General features: G+C 63.5%; 14 protein-coding genes and 2 pseudogenes. 4 read left to right on the top strand and 12 right to left on the bottom strand.

Annotated features, from left to right (window positions below):
- Positions 1 to 139 precede the first annotated feature (139 nt).
- Complete coding sequence (locus NW75_RS03060) at positions 140 to 2,743, bottom strand: M16 family metallopeptidase (RefSeq protein WP_033963681.1); 2,604 nt, start codon at positions 2,741 to 2,743, stop codon at positions 140 to 142.
- A gap of 386 nt (positions 2,744 to 3,129) precedes the next feature.
- Between NW75_RS03060 and NW75_RS03055 the strand changes: the two genes are divergently transcribed.
- Positions 3,130 to 3,690, top strand: a complete 561-nt coding sequence (locus NW75_RS03055) for a DUF1993 domain-containing protein (protein WP_033963677.1) — start codon at positions 3,130 to 3,132, stop codon at positions 3,688 to 3,690.
- A gap of 135 nt (positions 3,691 to 3,825) precedes the next feature.
- On the opposite strand, the gene NW75_RS25775 is transcribed toward NW75_RS03055, so the two are convergent.
- The 10 genes and pseudogenes from NW75_RS25775 to NW75_RS25755 all read right to left on the bottom strand — a co-directional run bounded on the left by NW75_RS25775 (position 3,826) and on the right by NW75_RS25755 (position 14,955).
- Positions 3,826 to 4,227, bottom strand: coding sequence for an alpha/beta hydrolase (locus NW75_RS25775; RefSeq protein ID WP_231564914.1), 402 nt, complete (start codon positions 4,225 to 4,227; stop codon positions 3,826 to 3,828).
- Positions 4,191 to 4,709, bottom strand: coding sequence for an alpha/beta hydrolase (locus NW75_RS25770; RefSeq protein WP_231564913.1), 519 nt, complete (start codon positions 4,707 to 4,709; stop codon positions 4,191 to 4,193). The genes NW75_RS25775 and NW75_RS25770 overlap by 37 nt, the downstream gene beginning before the upstream one ends.
- A 312-nt stretch (positions 4,710 to 5,021) precedes the next feature.
- Positions 5,022 to 6,185 carry a CehA/McbA family metallohydrolase gene (locus NW75_RS03045; protein WP_033963676.1) on the bottom strand — a complete coding sequence of 388 codons (1,164 nt, stop codon included), beginning with the start codon at positions 6,183 to 6,185 and terminating at the stop codon, positions 5,022 to 5,024.
- A 62-nt stretch (positions 6,186 to 6,247) separates the two neighbouring features.
- Positions 6,248 to 7,207 (bottom strand): TonB-dependent receptor domain-containing protein, encoded by a 960-nt coding sequence (locus tag NW75_RS27205; protein ID WP_269430262.1) that lies wholly within the window; start codon positions 7,205 to 7,207, stop codon positions 6,248 to 6,250.
- A pseudogene (locus tag NW75_RS28065) lies at positions 7,201 to 7,893 on the bottom strand (hypothetical protein); the annotation flags it as partial. The pseudogene NW75_RS28065 and the gene NW75_RS27205, both read right to left, overlap by 7 nt.
- A complete protein-coding gene (locus tag NW75_RS22660; protein WP_197057699.1) occupies positions 7,874 to 8,758 on the bottom strand; it encodes a TonB-dependent receptor plug domain-containing protein in 885 nt (294 codons plus the stop codon). The pseudogene NW75_RS28065 and the gene NW75_RS22660, both read right to left, overlap by 20 nt.
- A gap of 80 nt (positions 8,759 to 8,838) precedes the next feature.
- Complete coding sequence (locus NW75_RS03035) at positions 8,839 to 9,510, bottom strand: TetR/AcrR family transcriptional regulator (protein WP_052192096.1); 672 nt, start codon at positions 9,508 to 9,510, stop codon at positions 8,839 to 8,841.
- Positions 9,511 to 9,701: 191 nt separating this feature from the next.
- Positions 9,702 to 11,435 (bottom strand): alpha-amylase family glycosyl hydrolase, encoded by a 1,734-nt coding sequence (locus NW75_RS03030; RefSeq protein ID WP_033963675.1) that lies wholly within the window; start codon positions 11,433 to 11,435, stop codon positions 9,702 to 9,704.
- Positions 11,432 to 13,492 carry a TonB-dependent receptor domain-containing protein gene (locus NW75_RS25760; protein WP_231564912.1) on the bottom strand — a complete coding sequence of 687 codons (2,061 nt, stop codon included), beginning with the start codon at positions 13,490 to 13,492 and terminating at the stop codon, positions 11,432 to 11,434. Before NW75_RS25760 ends, NW75_RS03030 begins: the two co-directional genes overlap by 4 nt.
- Positions 13,402 to 14,955 carry a TonB-dependent receptor plug domain-containing protein gene (locus NW75_RS25755; RefSeq protein ID WP_231564911.1) on the bottom strand — a complete coding sequence of 518 codons (1,554 nt, stop codon included), beginning with the start codon at positions 14,953 to 14,955 and terminating at the stop codon, positions 13,402 to 13,404. The genes NW75_RS25760 and NW75_RS25755 overlap by 91 nt, the downstream gene beginning before the upstream one ends.
- A 158-nt stretch (positions 14,956 to 15,113) precedes the next feature.
- Here NW75_RS25755 and NW75_RS03015 point away from each other — a divergent pair, with 158 nt between their 5' ends.
- Positions 15,114 to 16,472 (top strand): MFS transporter, encoded by a 1,359-nt coding sequence (locus tag NW75_RS03015; RefSeq protein WP_033963669.1) that lies wholly within the window; start codon positions 15,114 to 15,116, stop codon positions 16,470 to 16,472.
- 2 nt (positions 16,473 to 16,474) lie between these two features.
- On the opposite strand, the gene NW75_RS03010 is transcribed toward NW75_RS03015, so the two are convergent.
- Positions 16,475 to 17,518: a LacI family DNA-binding transcriptional regulator gene (locus tag NW75_RS03010; protein WP_052192093.1), complete on the bottom strand. Its 1,044-nt coding sequence runs from the start codon at positions 17,516 to 17,518 to the stop codon at positions 16,475 to 16,477.
- A 456-nt stretch (positions 17,519 to 17,974) separates the two neighbouring features.
- Between NW75_RS03010 and NW75_RS03005 the strand changes: the two are divergent.
- Positions 17,975 to 18,987, top strand: a pseudogene (locus NW75_RS03005) (phosphatidylinositol-specific phospholipase C domain-containing protein).
- The gene (locus NW75_RS03000) at positions 18,987 to 20,216 is read left to right on the top strand and encodes a histidine-type phosphatase (protein ID WP_033963741.1); all 1,230 of its coding nucleotides are present in this window, start codon (positions 18,987 to 18,989) and stop codon (positions 20,214 to 20,216) included. Before NW75_RS03005 ends, NW75_RS03000 begins: the two are co-directional and overlap by 1 nt.
- Positions 20,217 to 20,379: the final 163 nt, after the last annotated feature.

Genomic DNA, 20,379 nt, shown 5'->3' with positions numbered 1-20,379 from the left:
AGACTTCGGCGGCGCGGGCTTTCAATTGGTCGAGCGACAGCGCGGCCAGCGCGCTTTGATAGCCACGCGCGCGCGCAACGCGTCGGGCTGCGTCTGCGCCCAGTCGAGCGCATTGAGCCACCAGGCGTTGGTCCGCATATCAAGCGCGGCGCGCGCTTTCATCGGTGCCGTCACGCGCGCCAGTTCCTCCGCAGTCGGCCCCAATTCGCCGAGTGAACTCGCAATCGTGCGAAGCGTCCGTTCGGCAAGCGGAACGTCGCCGGTGGCGACTTCGACGATCGCACCGATATAGCCAAAGCCGCGCACACTGGTCGATGCCGCATATAAAAGGCGCGGGAGAATAGGTCGCACCCGACGTCTGGCGCAGATCGTTGAAAAGCCGGGTCCGCAGGATCTCGTCGAGAACAGCCTGGGAAATACCGTCATTGGGGTCGAAGCCGTCGTGCGCCCGCCAAGCCGACACCACCAGCGCACGCCCGGCATCGCCGTGATGGGACCACACGATCGGCTCGCCGCCCGTCGGGAACTTCGGATCGGGCCCGGCGTCGTGCAGCGGCTGGGCGCGGCGCGGGGGGAGTGCGCCGAGCGTTTCCGCAGTCGCCGCAATCGCTTTATCGACATCGATATCGCCGACGATCGTGACCTCGATCGGGGCATCGGCAAGGATCGGTGCGAAACGCTGCCGGCTCTGCGAGAAACTCAATCCGGCGACGTCGGCCAGATCGAGCGGCGCGAACCGCAGATCGCCGTTGCTGAACACCGGCCAGTGCCGTGCAAAAGCCGCCATCGCCGTCGCGTCCGCCTTTTGCAGCGCCGCCTCTACCCGTGCTTGCACCAAGGCGTCGGCATGCGGATCAAAATCGGGCTTGCCGACAAGATCCGCCCAAAGCCGAAGCTGATCGGACAACGATGCCGGGTTATTCTGCCCCTTGAACTGGACGACATTCGTTCCGAGCGCGACCGAATCGACCGACACTTGTGTCGCCCGCAAACCCGCGAGCAATTGCTCGGCGCTCAGCCCGGCGACGCCGCCGAGGTACAGCATCGACAGCGGCGGCGCGACCGGGCGTTCGCCATGTGGCATGGCCAGCAACCCGCCGCCCAACCGCATCGTGGTCAACACCTCATTGGCGCGGAAATCGGTATGTTTGATGTTGAGCCGGACGCCGTTCGCAAATCGTATCTGTTCGACACCCAGGTCATCGACATGATGCCGCTCGACGACGGTGCCCGCAGGCCCGGGAACGGGCAATTGCTTGGCGACGGCGAGGGTGAGATCGCGCGTCGGCAGCGGACCGCGATGCGCCAGGGCGTAAGCATCTCGCACAAGCGCCGAGGATGCGGGCAATGCCTCCGAGCCGGCAACCGCGATCGCCGGCGGCGTTTCCCGCCACACCGCATTATAGGCCGCCGCGATGTCCGCCGGGGACGCAGCGTTGAGCACTTCCGAGATGCGCTGGAAGTTCCGCTCCGGAAGCACAAAGACCTGGCGATCGGCATAGGCAGCCACAATGCCGTTGGCGAGTTCGGACGAGGTCCGCGCGGCGGCGCGCAACGACGCACTGCGTGCGCCCTTCAAGGTATTGGTAACGGCGCGATCGACTTCCGGGACGGTGAATCCCGTCACCAGCGGTCGGCGCGTCTCCTGCTCGAGCAGCGTCAGCGCCTCGTGCCATTTGCCGGTACGGAAATTCGCGGAGAAGGAATAAAATTCGGCGAGCTCAGGCCAGCGCGAGGTTTGGAAAGAAACCGAGGCGATCGGAACCTGCGGGCTGGTCAACACCAGCCGCTCGAGCCGATCGCGCACGATGGCCATGCCGAGCGTCGCCAAGATCGCATCGTGCCGCGTCGCCGCCGTCGGCACGACGTTGGGCTGCGGCTTTGCCACGCCAAGGGTCAGCAAATCGGTAAGTCCGGCTTCTTGCACGACGGATGCGGACGCGGTGCGCGGTTGAAACAGCACGGGCTTGAGCGCGGAAATCGGCGCGGACGGCCGTTTCCAGCTTGCAAACGCAGCCTCAAGTGCCTTGCCGGTTTCGCTCGGGTCGACATCGCCCACCACGACGAGAAAAGCGGTGTCGGGCCGATACCAACGGTCATGAAACGCGCGCAACTGGTCCGCCGTAATGGTATGAAGCGAGGCCAGCCGTTGCGCAGGCTTTTCCCACAAATAGGGCAGTTCGGGATAGAATTGCTGCCGCAGCGCCCGGGCTGCGCGTGTTGCCTGCGTCTCGCCGCCCGCAATCTCCGCCCCCACCACACCCTTTTGCCGCTCAACCTCGTTGGCGTCGAACAGCGCGCCATCGCTAAACCCGCGCAGGAATCGCAGCGCGAGCGCCAGCTTCTCGGTCGTCACTTGCGGGATCGAAAGGCTGTACACTGTGCCGCGCGCAGAAGTCGCGCCGTTGACATCACCCCCCAATTGCAGACCGGCCGATTGCAATTGCGCGATTGCATCGCCCTTGGGAAACGTCGTGGTCGCGCCGAACGCCATATGCTCGACGAGATGCGCAAACTCCTTTTCGTTGGCGGACTGCTGCGCGGTGCCGACCGCAATATGATATTCGACGACAGCGACCCCCTTGGGCTCGGCGCTGCGCATGACCGCGTAGCGCAGGCCATTGGCGAGTTCGCCGTAGTGGATCGCGGGATCGGGGGTCTCGCCACGCTCTTCGGCAACCCATAACGGAGTTTGTGCGGACGCGCAGGGCGAGCCAATCACCGCGAAGGCCACAGCGACCACCCAAAGCCTTCGCATCCGCCCGTTCCCTATTCGCGCGCCAAGCAGGCCGGGGGGCGTAAGCCACCTCCCCCTTCCGCTCGATTCATGTCGCTATCTTGTTATTTTTGAAACTTTAAAAGTGATTCGTAAACTATCAAAACGACCGCGTTAAACAAACCAATGCCGTTCAAAACACCGCCGACAATGCGACGGTGCGACATCCAAGGGGCGGCTTGCGATCCCCAATTTTCGGCATCGGTTCATTCCCGCTTGCGACGGCGCAAACGACAGCGGAGTGGGTCGCCAATTCGGGTCTCGCGGCCTAGATCGCTCGACGGTGCGCTTGACGCTCATGCTCGTAGCGGCTTGGGCTGCACGCGCCTGATCCGCTATGAAAGCAATCTCTTATGACGCTGTCAGACCTCCTCGTACCCACTTACGTGCAGATGCTCGGCGCGTTGTCGAAGTGGCTTGCCAAAGCTGAGGCCCAGCGACCGACCGGCGGCGCAGACGCCTTGTTGGGCGCGCGGCTCGCGCCGGACATGTTTCCTTTGGCGACCCAGGTGCGCTTCGCATGTCGGCAAGCGCAGGAAGGAGTCTTCCGGCTGTTGCAACGAGACTTTCCGCCGTCGTTGCAGATCCTGCTGGACGAAGGGCGCAACGCCGACGAGCGGCCGGGCACCGTGGCAGACGCACAAGCCCGGATCGCGGAAACGCTGGCGATCGTAGAGTCCGCCGGGGCAGCGGGCATCGCAATTGAACCTGCGACCCCAATTGCCCATGCTCTGCCGAACGGCATGATTTTGGACCTCACTGCGCAGCAATACGCCCGCGACTGGGCGCTGCCACAATTCTATTTCCACGTGATGACTGCCTATTCGATCCTTCGAGCTCAAGGCATTGATCTCGGGAAAGCCGATTACGCCTCACATATGTTCCAATATTTCCGCGCCCCTGCAGCGTCCTGAGGCTGGCACACAGGGCGCAAATCGCTCCGATGCGGGATGGATGTTTCTTGGGAGCCCCAGACATTCAGTGCGGCTGTAGGCCGCACTCGTTCATCGCGGCGCTGCCCCATGATCGCGCGATCGACGCCGCTGCGCTTACTGAGCGTGGCGAGGCTCGAGCCACCCGCCATCGGCCAACCAGTCGTGCAGACGGTCCGGCCAATGCAGGATCGAGATGCGGTTCGATTCGTCCAGATTGAAGGCATGGCCGCTCTCGGCATACATATGGAGTTCCGCCGACATGCCATTGGTGCGCAACTGTTCATACAGCGCCACAGAGGGTGCAGCACAGCATGGGTCAATGGATCCCGCAACAATGAACGCTGGCGGCGCTTGCTTGATCGCTTTGGCGGGGATTCCGCGCGGCCCCGGGAAAACCAGGATTTGAAAGTCCGGCCGTGCCAGCTCGGTATCGATCGCGTCACGTTTCGGACGACCAGCAGGCTCGGGATTGTCGGCGATCAGCGAGACAAGCTCGCCGCCGGCCGAAAAGCCCATGACGCCGACCCGCTTAGGATCGATGCCATACGCGCGGCATTGGCACGAACCCATCGCACCGCACGTCGCGCGTCATCGGCGGCATCGCCTTCCACCGAATAAGGCGAGCCAGGCTCATTCGCGAGGCGATATTTAACGACGAAGGCCGATATCCCCATCCGGTTGAGCGCCACTGCGGCCTTGGTCCCCTCATTGGTCCAGACAAGCAATTTGTGCCCGCCGCCAGGAAAGATCACCACTGCGGCACCGCTATTGTGATCGCGGTTGGCCGGATAGGCGATCACCGATGGCCGGTGGATGTTGCGCACCCAATAGTCGCGACCGATTTCCGCTTCCGTGCTTCGCGCGCCGACGCCCGGCGCGCCCGTCGGCCAAAGCGGCACGCTTGCCGGTATGGTGGACTGTTCGACGGGAGGATCTTGCGCGATGACCGGCACGGAAGCGGCTAACGCAGTCAACACCACGATTGCGCGAATCATCATTGTCTCATCCTATCCGGTCGGCTCAGGCAGGCCCTCACCATCGCTTTGGCAGCGAGCAACGGGCTTTGATAGCGTTTACGTGGCGTAGCGGATCTCGAGCCGACAGCGCTCCTCCTCGACCGGAACCGGTTACCTGCGGCCGGTGAGGAACTGCGCGACTTTATACGCATCCGCGACACTGTTGGTCCGCGGGTGGCGACACATCTGACACCCCAACCGCAGCCGTGAAAGCGGACCGCCTTGCAAACCGCGCAAGCGGGCGGTTCGCTCGCCGCAATCTTTCAGGTCGTGCGTGCGCCGTCGACTGGCGCTTCAGAAGTGGGGATCGAAATTGAAATAGATCGGGTTCGACAGCGCGATCATCTTGCCGCTGAGCAGGCTCGAAACCGGCACTTGCGGATAGGGGGTTTGCGGGCCTTCGACCTCGACGCGGTAATAGCTGCGCCCCTTTGCGGCGGGCGTGTCGGCGAAGGTTACGGCGTTGCTCGCGGGGTCGGTGTCATAGGTGCCGAGCGGATCGCCATTCTTGATCACGCGGACGTGATAGACCCCACCGCGCACGCCGCCTCCGACAAGGCGCACCTGAAACGTGACCGGCTTTCCGGTCGGGCGCGCATTGTCGCCCATCATCATGTCCATACGCCCATCCCCGTCGAGATCGGCGCGTAGCTCTACGCGCGGGTCGTACGGATTGGCGCTGATCGACACGCGGCCATTGGTCAGCGCGTCGACCACGCCCCTGGCATCGCGTGTCTTGGCGAACACCCAGGTGGTTGGCGAGCCGACATAGTTGGCGCTGCGTTCGCCGGTGTGGGACGTCTTCTGCTCGGGCGTATCGGGTGTGCCGTGATGCGAATCGCTGCCGCCGCGACCGGTGAGCTTGCGGCCCGATTTGAGCATGTCGTCCCAGATCATGATGGCAGCGGCATTGTTGGGCCAGATCGCCGAGTTCCACACTTCCAGCGAATCGAGCATGTCGAAGCTGAAACCGAAATGGTCCTTGCCGGCGGGATGGTTGCCCGAAAGGTGAATGCCGAGCGCTTTCTTGACCGCAAGGATGTTCGCGTCCCGCGCATCGCGCACATCGAACAGGCGCTGATGGTCGTAGGGCTTGGCCGAGAACACGTTGCCGTGGCCGCGCTCGGTCGTCCATTCGGCACCGTAGAGCAGGATCACCGACTTGGATTTGAATTCGGGATCGCTCCAGGTGTTGTGCGCGACATCACCCGCGACGTGATTGTCGTGATCGGTGATGGCGAGATAGTCGAAGCCCGTATCCTCGGCGAATTTGATGATCTTCGCTTCGGGATTGTTGGTCGAATCCTTGCTGTGGCGCGAGTGCAGATGGAGATCGCCCTTGAGCCACTGGCCATCGGTCAGGCTGGCGACCGGCGGGATGCGCGGGGAATCGCCCGCAGCGGCAAGCAACGGCGTTTGTGCCAGGACGAGCGCCAGCAGAGTAAGACCAACACGCACGGCAGGATCCTTTCGAACAGAGAAAGCGGCGCGCGGCGTGATGGCTTCACGCCGCGCCCGCGTCAGAAGCGGTAGGTGAGCGAGCCGCGGTAGTTGCGCTGATAGAGCGAACTGCCGATGTAGACGGGCTGCCCGGCCTGGCTGTTGTCGATCGTGCCCGCGCGCGGGTTGCCGTTGACCAGGCCAAAGGCATTGGTGACGTTCGCGACGATCAGCCCGAATTGCAGTTTTGGCGTGATCTGGAATTGCGCGTCGAAATCGACCGACCAATAGGATGGCAGCCGGATCTGGTTGGCGACGTCGGTATAGAGCGCACCAACATAATTGACGTCCGACTGGAGCCGCACCTTGCGGTCGAACAGCGTCAGGCCCGGCGTGATGCGGAAGGTATTGTCGGGCACGCCGTTGACGCGGTGGTGCGAATAATCGGTCAGCACGCCCGCGCTGTTGGTATAGACGAACTTGCTGAAGCGATTGTCCTGCCAGGTCCAGGAAGCGTGCAGATCGAACCAGTCCGTCGGCCGCCACGTCCCCTCAATCTCGGTGCCGGTGGTCTTGGTGTCGCCATAGACCGTGACCGGCGACAACAGGCCATTGGCGAGCTTCTGATAATCGCTGATCGCGTAGCTGTTATATACCGTGCGGAAGGCCGTTGCGTAGAGATCGATCTTGCCGCGCGAATATTTGACCCCGCCCTCGAGCATGTTGAGCGTCTGGACGACGGGCGCAGCATTGGCGTTGGTGATGAAGCTCGACACCGCAGGAAGCCGGAAGGTGTCGGTATAGCGCGCGAACACGCCGAAAAACGGACGGACCTGATAATTGGCGGCCGCGGTCCAGCCGACATGATCGTATTTGCGCGAAAAGGGCGTGAACACCCCGGTGCCGACGCGACCGAATCGTCGGCGCTGGTCGGGCTCTGGCCGAGATTGACCTTCTTGGTGCCCTCGACCTGCCCGCGCGTTTTGATCTGCTCGTAGCGCACGCCGCCCTCGAGCCTGAACTTGGGGGTCAGCTGCCACTCGTCGCTGGCATAGGCTGCGATATTGTCCGAACTACCGCTCGCATTGGCATATTCGGCACCGTATTGGATGACGCCATTGTCACTGATCTTGAACAGCTTGTTGCCCTTCGCGTCAACGAGATAGGCGTCGAGCACTTCGGCATGCGGCTTGACGTCGGTCAGCACGGCGGCGCTGAGCGCGTTATAATCTTCCTGCTCGCGCGCATAATAGACGCCGAACGCCAGGTTGTGCGTGCCGAGAAAATCGACCTTGCCGACCAATCGGGTGTCGGTGATGAATTCGTCGAGCGGCACGGTGTGCGTGCGCGCAAGGTCGATCAACGCCAAGCCGTTGCCGTTCTGATTGGCGAGATTGAAGGCCGCACCACTGTCGCGGTAGATTAGGGCATAGCTCGTCCCGGTCGGGGGTTTGCCGAAGGTGCTGGTCAGCAGCGCGCTCGCCGACGCGGCGACCGAATAGGGCGTGATGCTGTTCCGCTGCGTCCAGCTCGTGCGATAGCGGACATTCTCCTCGACCTTGAAGCTGTCGGTAATGTCGTAATGCGCCTGGAAGCTGAGCTGCGTCAGTTTGACGCTGCTGCCGACGCCATTGTCGAACTTGACCGTGCCGTTCGGCGTCAGAAAGGTGAAATAGCGCGTGTCGGGACCGACGACATTGTCGACCTTATTGTCCAGTCCAACCACATTGGCCGGCGTCCCGTCGGCATTGGCCTGATAAATGCCACCGCCCCAATAGCCAACGCGCTCGTCGATCCGCTTTACGCCGAAGCTGATCCCGCCGCGCTCGAACTCCTTCGACAGGTTCAGGCGGATCTGGCCGCCACGATCCTGCGTGAAGCCCGAATTGTGCGGACCATCCGACACGCGGTAATAGCCGCCGGTGAAAAAAATGCCACCCGGTCGCGCCAATCGGCCCGCCGATCCACCCGTCGATCCGGTGCGAATTGTAGCTCGCCGCTTCGTAGCGCGCGAGTGCTTCGAGCGTGTCGCCGCCCTTGCGCGTGATGAAGTTGATCGCAGCGCCCGGCGCATTCGAATAGAAGATCGCCGAGGGTCCGCCGCGCACCACTTCGATCCGCTCGACGCTCTGGTCGATGCGCAAAGACTGGTCGCCGTTGAGCCAGCCGAGCCCCGGGTCGCCCTGGATCGGGATGCCGTCCTCGAGCAAGGCGACGGTCTGATAGCCGTCGCTCGGGATGCCGCGCACGCGCACGCCGCCGGCGACTTCACCCGAGGTCGGTGCGCTGTAGAAGCCCGGCACCTGCTTGAGCGCCTCAGCCACGCCGATCGGCGCGCGGATGCGCAGATCCTGGTCCGAGATCGTCGAGATCGCATAGCTCGTCTCGACCTTGCGTTGGCGCGACGTGCCCGCGCGGCCGGTCACGACGATATCGTCACCATCGGCGACCTGCGTCTTATCCGGTTCCTGCTGCGCCGCCATGGCCTGATCGGCCACCGCATTGTGCTGCGCTTGCGCTGGAGTGGCGATCGCTGTGCCAGCCAGCAAGGTGGCGACCAGCGTCGATCGATGAACGATGGAATGGATCATTATGCGCCCCGAATGATTCGTGTCGACGCGCATATGATAGTATTCGGTATCGTTTTTATGACAGGTCGGGAATTGTCCCGTCAGGCGTCGGCCGATAGCGCAAGGCCCGAAGCCACAGTCGTCTGGGGCGTCGGCGGCACCCTTCCCAAATCGGGATGATAATAGAGCGAGCGAAAAATATAGGTCAGATCTTCAAAGACTTCCTCGCGCGAGTCCGCGTCTTCCTTGAGCATTTCATCCACCGAATAGGCGATCTCCACCGCCAGCCGCGTACGGCGGCGGACCAGCTCGCGCGGCACGCCAGGCAGATAGGTCATGTAAACGTCCGTCATCAGATCGGTGACAAAATGATGCGAAGCGAGTCGGATGTGGGTGAGGCTCGGCACTGCACGGAGGGCGCGCATAATCCAGATCGCGCCTGGCTGCTGACGCGTGATCGCGTCCATTTCGCGAACCAGATCTTCGATATGATCGACCAAGGTATCGTATCCCGCATCCCGATACCGGTCGATCCAGCGGGTCAGGGCTTCATTCTGGCGCTGCATCAGTCGTTCCGCCAATGCCTCGATAACGGCATATTTATCATCGAAATATCGATAGAATGCAGGAGAGGTCAGCTTGGCGCGCTGGACAATCAGGTTGCTCGAAATCCGCTCGATGCCAACCTCCTCAAGCAGCGTTTCCGCAGCCGAAAGCAGGAGCTCATAGGTTTTGCGCGACCGCTCCTGCATCGGCTTGCGATGATTGCTCAATACATCTCTCCTGTCGCGACCGGCGCGCTTCTCACGACCAGAGCATAGCGACAAGGCGATATTGATAGCTATCGTTTCTTGATGTCAACCGCGCGCGCGAATCCCGACCGGCACCGTCACGTTGGCGGCCGGTGGTTTCGCGGTCAGGGGCGACATCGCATGATCAGCGAAGGACGCTGTTTGTAAACCGGTCAATCACAACGGATTGCCCAGAGCACGGCCCCTGGCGCGATCACGCGCCCAATCGGACGGTCCTCGATCGCATCTTTCCACCGCCCCGCAAAGGGTAACGCCTGCGGCACATCACCGAAATTCGCAACGAGTACGACCGTATCGCTATCGCCGCCGCGTGACACGACCAGCAGGCCCGGCACATCGGCCTGCACGTTTGTAGCGGCCTTGGCGTCGAACGCCGGCAAGGTGGCCCGCACCGCGAGAAGCCGCTTGGTCAGCGCCAGCCATTCCGCCCCAGCGCCCTTCCCCGCCGCCGCGCTATCCGCGCGTGACCAGTCCATCGGCGGCCGATGCAGCCAGCGCGCATCGTCCGGCGCAGCGGGATCGACATGGTTGGGCAGCCCGATTTCGTCGCCCATGTACAACATCGGCATGCCTGGCAGCGCCAGCATCGTCGCCAGCAGCAAGCGGTAGCGGCCGAGCGCTTCTGGGCCCTTAGTGCCAACCAGCGAGGCGAGCATCCCGACGGTACTGGCGGCCGCGCCGGGGCGGGCCTGAAAGCGGCGGCCATCGCCGAACCCGCCCACACCGGTGTAGAAATCCGAAATACGATCCAGCGCTTCGGCGGACACCCGCCCATTGAGTGCGGACCAGATGATGTCGTCATGACAGCGCAGGTAGGTGAGCCACGCCGTATCGGGCCGCGTCAGCACGGTATCGCGAACCAGATCGCCGACGATCGCCGCGTCGCCCGTCGCCAACGCCACCCATAACGCCGCCATCACGCCATTGTGATAGGCAAGCTGCGCCGCGCGCGTGCCATCCTGTGGCTCGATATAGGGCAGCACGTCGGCGGTGCGTTCGATCGCTTCCGCCAACAGCGCGACACCGGGCGCGGCGATATCGAGACCGGCGCGGAGCGCGGCAACCAGCGTATGCGTTTCCGGCAGGTTGCGCGATACGCTCCCGCGCCGCTTCCACAGATAGGGGGCGCTATCGAGGCGAAAGGCATCCACGCCGATGTTCGACCAGAACAGCAACACATCGAGCATTTCGCGAAAGACCGCTGGGTTCGACCAGTCGAGATCCCATTGAAACGGATAGAAGCTCGTCCAAACCCACCCGCCGAGCGCGGGCTCATGCGTGAAATTGCCCGGCGCGGTATCGGGGAAAACCTCGTCCAGATCGCGCTCCCAGGCGGCGACTTCGGCAGCGTCGTCGACAATGCGGTAATAGCCACGCATCTCGCGATCGCCAGCCAGTGCGGCCTGCGCCCAGGGATGATCCCGCGCGGTGTGGTTCAACACACAGTCCATCGCCAGCGCCATGCCGCGCTCATGCAGATCGGCGGCCAGCGCCCGAACGTCGTCCAGGCTGCCAAGCGCGGGCTCGATCGCGCGATAGTCCGCGACCGCAAAACCGCCATCGCTGTGCTCCGACTGGCCCAATGTCATGGGCAAGGGATGGAGCAAGCGGATGCCCAGCGCTTCCAGCCATGGCAATCTCTGCCGCAACCCGGCGAGGGTCGCGGCGAACCGATCGACATAGAAGCTGTAGCCGACCATGTCGGGCGCACCGAACCAGGCGGGATGCGCCGCCCGGTCGGCGTCCAGCGCGCGCAAGGTCGGCGATCTGGTCCCGGCGGCGGCGGACACCGCCGCCGCGATACGGTCGCGCTCCACCGGCCAGGCAGGATGGCCTTGGTAGAGCGGTTCCAGCAGATCGAACAACGACTGCAACGTCTCGCTCATCGGGCCAGCATTTGGCGGAAGAAGGCCGCAGCTTCGCCGTACACTTCGCGCGATTCCGGCAGATCCGGATCGCGCTCGAAATCGCCGTGCGACAAGCCCTCATAGACGTTCAAGTCGCTAACGCCCCCCGCCTGCTTCAGCTTGCGATGAACCCTGATGGTGTTGGAGAGGAACAAATCGCGGGTGCCCGTCGTCAGCAAGGTCGGCGGAAAGCCGGTGAAATCGGCATTGACGGGCGACAGCTCCGGGTCGGCCATGTCGTGACCATTCGCATAGAGTCGTGCGGCCGCGCCTAGTAGTCCGTCATAGGACACCAGGGCATTGTCGATATGGTCATTGGTGAAATAGCTGTCCCCGACCTTGTCGAGTTGCGCCCACGGCGTGCCCGCCCACAGCGCACCGGGCAGTGGCAAATGATGCGCCTTGGCGCGCACCACCAGCGCCAGTGTCATCGCCCCACCAGTCGACGATCCGAACACGCCGACACGCTTGGCGGGATATTGGGCGACGACCGCCTTCCACACTGCCTCGGCATCATCGATCGCGGCCGGATATGGGGCGTCCGGGGCCATGCGGTAATCGACGCTCAGCACTCTAAAGCCACGCCCGGCGAGCAAGATGGCATCGCGTAGCCCGGCTTTGCCGGGGGCGAAAACATACGCGCCGCCGTGGAAGTTGAGCAGGATGCGGTCCCGGTTCTCCGACGGCACGGTTTCTGGCTCGACCCAGAACACCGGCACGCCGTTCATCCGGTCTGCGCGGATCGTGACCTTTTCGCGGGCCATCAGCGCCGGCAACGCGGTTTCAATGTCGGCGGCGTAAGTTTTGACCAACGCGCGCCACGCCTCCGCCGATGCCGGATGCTGATCCCAGCTCGGGTTCATCGGCGATCCGATCAGCCGTTGTAATTCAGGGCTAACCGTTTTCGGCACGGGCAAAGGCCGCGGTGGAACGACGACGGTCTCGTCCATCGCTGCCGCCCTGTCCGTCGCCCCGACCGACACAAGCACCGTGGCCATCGCCGCCACCGCAAACGCTCGCCCGCGCATCAAAAAACGCAGCGTCGCGGTGGCGCTGATGTTGCGCCCGGGGAAAGCGCGCGCGGTATCGATGCCGTCAGCCGGCACGCTGTCCGGCACCTGGCCGACCTCGGTAATTGCGATCACGTCGAACAGGTTCTGGACGTTCACCGAAAGCCGGATCGCTGGCGTTATCGCATAAGAGGCGAAGGCATTTGTCATGACATATCCCGGCATCTTCAGCGTGTTGACGTCAGCCGCGTAGGACGAGGTGGTGCCGGTGACGTTTGCGCCGATGTCGAACCGGTCGGTCCTGATCGAAGGCGTCGCCTGGAAGATCAAGGCCGCCTGGCGATACGGGATGTTGCCGTTCAGCGCCGGGGTTACCTGGCTCTCGGTAATCCGGGCATGGGTATAGGTGGCACCGGCCGTAAGGTGGAAAATGCCGCGATCGACCCCGCCTTCGAATTCCACGCCGTAAGACCGATATTTGTTGTTGATGATGGCTTGCTGCGGGATGACGATTTCATTGGCCTCGGCCGTGGTCGCGCGGAACGCCGTCAGGTTGACATAGGCCCCGCCTCGCCGGAACTTGATGCCCGCTTCCTGCTGATTGACGAAATTGACCGCGACTTCGTCCGCGACGCTGCCATCGGCCCGCACGCCGCCACCAAAGAGAATACGGTCCGCGTTGAACCGCGCACCGCGGCTCACGCGTGCGAAGAGCGCCAGACTCGGCATGACCTCATAGTTTGCACCGACCGAGTAGGTGAAATAGTTCTTCCGATAGTTGACGGGTGACGATGCCTGGGGATTGACCACGGGCACGCTGCGTTCCGGCGTCTGAATAATGCCGTCCTGGTTCACATCGACCACGCTCAGCCCGTTATTCGAGGCGTAATGTCCGCTGGCCCTCGAACTGTTGAAACGGACGCTCCCGTCCAGGTTCAATTTACCAATTTTGTACGAAACCGCCAGATAAGGGGCATCGATATTGTAATCGACATTGTAATAACGCTGGCAGCAATTGCCGAACACCGGTTCGCCATAAGCGATGAGTCCGTTTTGCGTAACCGACTGACGGCCGCATTATAGACGTTCAGCAGCGCCGCATCGCGCCCCTTCACTTCCTGAAGATAGCTGTTCCAGTGCCAATCCATCTGGATCGCCTGATAGGATTTGAAATAGCCGGCCGTCACATTGCCGGTGCCGCCACCGGCGCTGAAGTCGCGGTTCAGCGTCAGGATGTTGGTGGCATTGGTGAAATCGTTCAGCGTCACCCCGAAGGTCAGTGCGTTGATGCCGAGGCCGTTGCCATTGAGACCCGCCGGGTTGGCGATGACCTGCCCCGCATTTGGCCCGTTGGCATAGCGCAAGGTGGCTCCGACACCGCCGATTTCGCTCATCAAGGTGGTCAGCGGCGCGACCCGGCCCGGATAGGAGGTGGCGAAGCTGCCCGAATTGCTCGCAACGTTGAACTTGTCCTCGATGTGCCAGCCGCCGCCCAGATCGAATGATGCATCGGCACCGCCGCCGCGCGTCTTGACGCGGTAGCCGTCGCCCAGATCGGAGACGATCCGCTGCCCGCCGCTGCCGATCGCAATGTCCGAGCGGAAATAGGGCGACAGCGACGTTCCCGACCGCACGTCAAAACCCGGGAAGGACGAATAGGTCGGGTTCGCAGCGGTGCCGGTTACCCGAATGGGTGTCGGGACATAGATGGGCGAGCGATCGTCGAGATATTTGAAGTTCAGCCGGATGAAGCCGTTGGCGAAAGTCTTGGTGACGTTGCCCTTGATTTGGCCGCCGCGCTCCGACGTATAATCGGCGTTCCGCACGCCATTGCCGACGCGGTAAAACCCGCCAACATGAAACCGCCATCCTTCGCCGAGCGGCGCGCCATAATCGGCGTCGATCCGGGTACGGTTGAAATCAAGCCCCTTGGTGATGCCGACCGTTCCGCCGGCCACGTCGCCGGTTTTGCTGATGAAATTGATGATCGCGCCCGGCGCGTTGCTGGTGAAGGTCGAGGCGGAACCGCCGCGCACCACTTCGACGCGGGAAACACTATAGTCTGGGCGGACGAAGGTGTCGGCGGTCGCGAAGGCGATATCGCCGAAATCCAGCACCGGCAGGCCGTCTTCCTGAAACTGGACGAACTTGCCGCCACCGCTTGCCGCCGGCAAACCGCGGACCGCGATGTTGGCGTTGCTTTCGCCGCCTGAAGATTCGGCGCGCAGGCCCGGAATGTTGCGCAACAGGTCGGCGCTGCCCATTGGGGCGAGCTTGGCGATTTCCTGAGAGTCGACCGCGCTGATGGAGATGCTGGTCGTCAAACGGCGCTCGGGCCGAGCGGTACCTGTCACAATGATATCGGCGGCATCTGTTTTGGCTTCGGGCTCGACGGCCGCTTCCGGCGCGGGCACGGAACTCTGCGCGAGTGCGATCTGCGGCAGAAACGCCAAAGCCGTACCGGCGAGCAAAAGCGTTGCAAGCTTCATGATAACCCCTCCTAGTGTCCGCTGTATTGCGGCTTGAGGGATGCTCATAAGCGCTTCGCAATCGATTGCAATAATTTTTCGCAATCGTTTGTGAAAAGTTTGGATCGATGGTAGCGACCGCCGAAAGACAGGCTGTCACGAACAGGTTGGAGAGGGCGATGCAACAGAAGGCGGATGACGGCACGGGCAACGCGTCCGCAGGGGAGCGCAAGCCGCGCCTTTCCTTGGCGCGCATCTTCCAAATGAATATCGGCTTTTTCGGGCTCCAGTTCAGCTTCGGCCTGCAGCAAAGCAATATGGGGCCGATCTACAGTTACCTCGGGGCCAGCGAGGCGGCGATGCCGCTGCTGTGGCTGGCGGGCCCGATGACCGGGCTGCTGGTGCAGCCGCTCATCGGCGCGCTCAGCGACCGCACCATCAGCCGCTTCGGCCGACGCACACCCTATTTCCTGATCGGCGCAATCCTGTGCAGCCTGGGGCTGCTCGCCATGCCGTACAGCCCGACGCTGTGGGTGGCAGCATCGTTGCTGTGGGTGTTGGACGCCGCCAACAATGTGACGATGGAACCCTACCGCGCCTATGTCGGCGACCGGCTCGATGCAAACCAGCGACCGATCGGGTTCTTGACCCAGAGCGCCTTCACCGGCCTTGCGCAAACCCTGGCCTACCTCGCCCCCTCCATCCTGGTCTATGCGGGAATGAGCCGCGATGCCGTCGACCTGAACGGCATCCCGCACATTACGAAAGCAGCTTTTCTGATCGGCGCGGTGCTGTCCCTTTCGACGATCCTGTGGTCGGTTCTGTCGGTCCGCGAACTTCCCCTGACGGCAGCCCAGATTGCCGAGTTGCGCCGTGCCCCGTTATCGGCCCGTAGCACGCTGCGCGAGATTGGCGACGCGATCCGGGAAATGCCGCCGACGATGCGACAATTGGCGGTGGCGATGCTGTTCCAATGGTATGCGATGTTCTGCTACTGGCAGTACATCACCTTTTCGCTGGCGCGCTCGCTCCACGGCACGAGCGACCCCGCCTCCCCCGGCTTTCGCGCCGCCGCACTTGCGACCGGGCAGCTTGGCGGATTTTACAATTTCATCGCCTTTGTCGGTGCCTTTGCGCTGGTGCCGGTGACGCGGGCATGGGGCGCGCGCAACGTCCATGCGCTGTGTATGGTGGCGGCGGGCGCTGCGATGCTGACGATCCCCGGAATCACCACGCAAAACTGGCTGTTCTTGCCGATGATCGGCATCGGTCTGGGTTGGGCCAGCCTGATGGGGAACCCGTACATCATGCTCGCGGATTCGATCCCACCGGCGCGAACGGGCGTGTATATGGGCATCTTCAACATGTTCATCGTTGTGCCGATGATGATCCAGAGCCTGACGCTGCCCTTGCTGTACAATGGCGTGCTGCGGGGCGACCCACGCAACGTGCTATATCTCAGCGGCGTGCTGATGCTTGCCGCCGCGCTGGCGACGATGCGGGTCGCGCCAGCGCGAACGGTCGCGACAGCGGCCTGACGTCAGGCCACGCTCGACCCGCGCACAATCAGTTGCGGGTCCAGTTGCAGCGATTGCGCGGGTTCGCCCGCAATCCGGCGAAACAGAATCTCGATCAGCGCTTTGGCACCGACCACCAGATCCTGGCGGATCGTCGTCAGTGCCGGGGCGGTATGCGCCGCCAGCGTCACATCATCATAGCCGACCACGGCGACGTCCTGTGGCACGCTCAGGCCGCGCTCGCGCAACGCCCGCAAGGCGCTCATCGCGACCACGTCGGATGCCGCGAAAATCGCATCGGGAGCGGGATGCTCGGTAAGGTATTTGGCAATCGCAAGATGGGCTGCGTCGGGCGTCATGTGCAGGTCCAGCGCCGCTGCCGCCACGCCGGGACCGGCCCGCGACACCGCGTCTTGAAATCCGGCAAGCCGTTCCGCGAACTCGGGCGCGCTCGCATTGCCAAGATACAGGAGTCGGCGTCGGCCAATCGCGATCAGATGCTCGGCTGCACGCGCTCCGCCCAGTCGATTGTCCGATCCGACCGTCAGATAGCGTTGTCCCGGAAGGCGCGCGCCCCACACCACGATCGGGGCATAGCGTGCCGCGACTTTGTCGATCACGTCGCTCTGGTCGGACTGACCGATCAGGATCAGCCCATCGATCCGTCCGCTATCGACCAGGCGGTCAAGCCAGGTGCCATCGTGCGGGATCACCCGCGATAGAACCAAATCGTAGCCCCGTTCCGTCAGCCCATCCGCCAGATGACCGAGCAGCGACAGGAAAAACGGGTCGGACAGGTGCTGCCCGGCCTCGTGCCCAAGCGGCAGCACAAGCCCGATCGACTGCGTACGCTGCAACCGCAAGTTGCGAGCGAGACGGTTGGGTTGAAAGCCATGGGCGTCGGCCAGCTTCTGGATGCGCAGCCGGGTCTTTTCGTTGACCGACGAATGCCCCGATAGCGCGCGCGAAGCGGTCGATACCGACGTACCAGCGGCCTGCGCCAGATCGACAAGGCTTGCGATCGTCGTCACGTCGCCGGACGAGGGTGGAGGCGGCGGAGCTATCATGGGATGCGCCTAATGATGCGGGATGTAGGAACGCTTCGTCTAGGGCAGCGTCGTGAAACGATCAAATATCCTATGCTCTTGCGGTGCAACGCGCGCTCGTTCGCCACGCCGCAGGTCAGGTCGCCGTGCGGCCAGCGGTGCCGGCCATAAGGTCGCCGCGAGCCACCCGTCCCGGAGGCTTGTGTTGCAGTCTGCCGCAAGGCGCCTTGCGCCCGGCCTATACTCGCTACCTCCAGGGGCTACGTCCTACGCAGTTTGGTAGACGGATCAGCTCCGAATCCGCCAGTGCCGCTATATAATACCGCGCCTGTCATGGCACCGTCATTGTCCTGTGGTGACAGCGACCGGCGGCCTCACCCAATCGCCCGCATTTAACGGGACATAGTGAAACGTGATCGATCCCCTTCGTGAGCCGCGCGGATCGATCGCGTTCACCAATCGGGACGATGAGTCGTGATGCAGAAATGGCTTGCGGCGCTGGCATTGGCGTTGTGTGCCGCAGCGCCGATCGCGGTGCGGGCCCAGGATGTGCCGCTCAACGGGATGCACGTGCTTGGTTCCCACAATTCCTACCGTCCGGCATTGACGGAGCAGACGCTTGCCGAGCAGCGGCGCATCCTCGGGGAACACTCCGCCGCAGTCGAATATGGCCACCCGTCGATTGCACGGCAGCTCGATCTCGGGCTGCGCCAACTCGAATTCGATCCCGTCGCCGATCCCTTTGGCGGGCTGTTCGCCGCCCCCTATGTCGGCGATCCTGCCAGCTTCGCCGCTATGCGCCGCCCGGGCGCGAAGGTTTTGCATGTGCCCTTTGTCGACAGGCGCAGCCTGTGCCTGACGCTGGCAGACTGCTTCGCGCAGGTTGCATCGTGGTCGCGCGCGCATCCCGGCCATGCGCTGATCACCGTGGTGGTCAATGCCAGTGACGGGCGGGACGACAATCCGATCATGCCGCAATTGATGCCGTTCGACGCGGCCGCCTTGGCAGCGATCGATACCAGCGCGCGGACCACCTTCGGCACCGCGCATCTCATCACGCCCGATCAGGTTCGCGGTCGATGGCCGACCTTGCGCGCGGGCGTCCTGCATCGCGGGTGGCCCCGCCAAAGCGCCGCGAAGGGCAAGGTGATGCTGATCCTCGACACCAACGACCGTGTGCTCGACGCCTACCGACGCGGCCACGCTTCGCTGCGTGGTCGGGCGATGTTCGGCTTTTACGGCGAAGGCGATGCCGAAGCGCCATCTTCAACGTACAGAATCCGGTCGAGAACGAAGCGCGCATCCGTCAAGCCGTGGCGCAGGGCTTTATCGTGCGCACTCGCGCCGATTCCGACACGGTGGAGGCGCGCCGCGGGGACTATCGCCGGTTTCAGGCCGCGCTCCGTTCGGGCGCGCAGATCATCAGTACCGATTATTATCCGGGTGCGCCCGACCCGTTGCACCTCGGCTTTGTTGTGAGGCTTCCATGATGCGGCGTATGTTGGGCTGGCTTGCCGTCGTGGCGGTCGCGGCGAGCGCGGTCGGCGATGCGGCGGCGCAGACGCGCGCGCCTTTGACCCTGGAAAAGGTGGTGCTGCTCTACCGGCACGGCGTGCGTGCGCCGTTGGAATCGGAAGCCGCGATCGACGATTTACCGCATGCCCCATTGCCCGCCTGGCCAGTCTCGCCGAGCTTGCTCACCCCGCATGGCGCAGAGGCACTGCGCCGGATCGGCAGTTGGCGCCGGGCGCGCTTCCAGCGTAGCGGACTGTGGCGCGGGCGATGCCCGGCGGCACGCGATTTGGCGATCTGGACCAACACCGCCGCCCGTACCATCGCCAGCGGCGCGGCGCTCGCCAATGGCCTCGCACCGGGCTGCACGGTGCCGATCGGCCACTTGGCCGACGGCCAGACCGACCCGTTGTTCGAGCCGATGCGTATAAGCCCGATGCCATTTGACGGCGCAGCGGCGATCGCCTCGGTCCAGGCCTATACCGGTGGCGTGGCCGCGATGACCGCGCGCAATGCCGCCGCTCTACGCGAGATGGCGCACGTTCTTGGCTGCGACCGGGCTCCTGCCCCCTGCGATCTGGCGGCAGTGCCCGCTACGGTCAGCGTCGGCGACGATGGCCGCGATGTGGCACTGACCGGGCCCATCCGTCGCTATTCCGGCACGGCGCAGGTGCTGCTGCTGGAATATTTGGAGGGGCTGCCGATGGCGCAGGTGGGCTGGGGGCGCGCCACGCCCGCCACGCTCAAACGCCTCGCCGTACTCCATGCCGCCTTATTCGACGTTTACGCGCGGCCGCCCTACATGGCCGCGCGCGTGGCGGGCCCTTTGGCGCTCCGGATCGCGGCGCTTCTGCGCAATCCCGCTGCCCCCAAGGTCAGCATCTTCATGGGGCATGACACCAATGTCGCGGCGCTCTCGGCGCTCTTGGGGGTACAGGTCACCGCCCGCGATTATGCACCGGGCGATCCACCGCCGGGCGGCGCGTTGGGAATCGAGGTGTTGCGCGACGGACGCGGACACCGTTGGGCACGGCTGTTCTTCGAATCCGCCAATCCGGAACAGATCCGGCACCTGGTGCGCTTTTCCGACGGCGATGCGCCAGCGCGTCAGATTTTGAACGTGCCAGGCTGTAGCCGCGCCAGGCGACACGATCTGTGTCCGCTGGCCACATTGACCGAACTGATCGAACGAAGGGCGGTCGGCTAGAACAGGACGCAACGCGGCTTGGCTGGCGATTGTGCGACATGGCAGCTCCGATCGGATTTCGTATCCGATCCGTAACGAAACTGACGCTGCAGTGCACCATCACTGAAACACCCCCCTGTTAGGCGGCCCCGGTCCTGTTCGCGGCAGGCCGCGAAAAACGCTT

This window comes from Sphingomonas sp. Ant H11, assembly GCF_000797515.1.
In the GTDB taxonomy this organism is placed as follows: Bacteria; Pseudomonadota; Alphaproteobacteria; order Sphingomonadales; family Sphingomonadaceae; genus Sphingomonas.
Note: the sequence above shows the minus strand (reverse complement) of the source record. Positions and strands in the feature narration are given on the sequence as shown.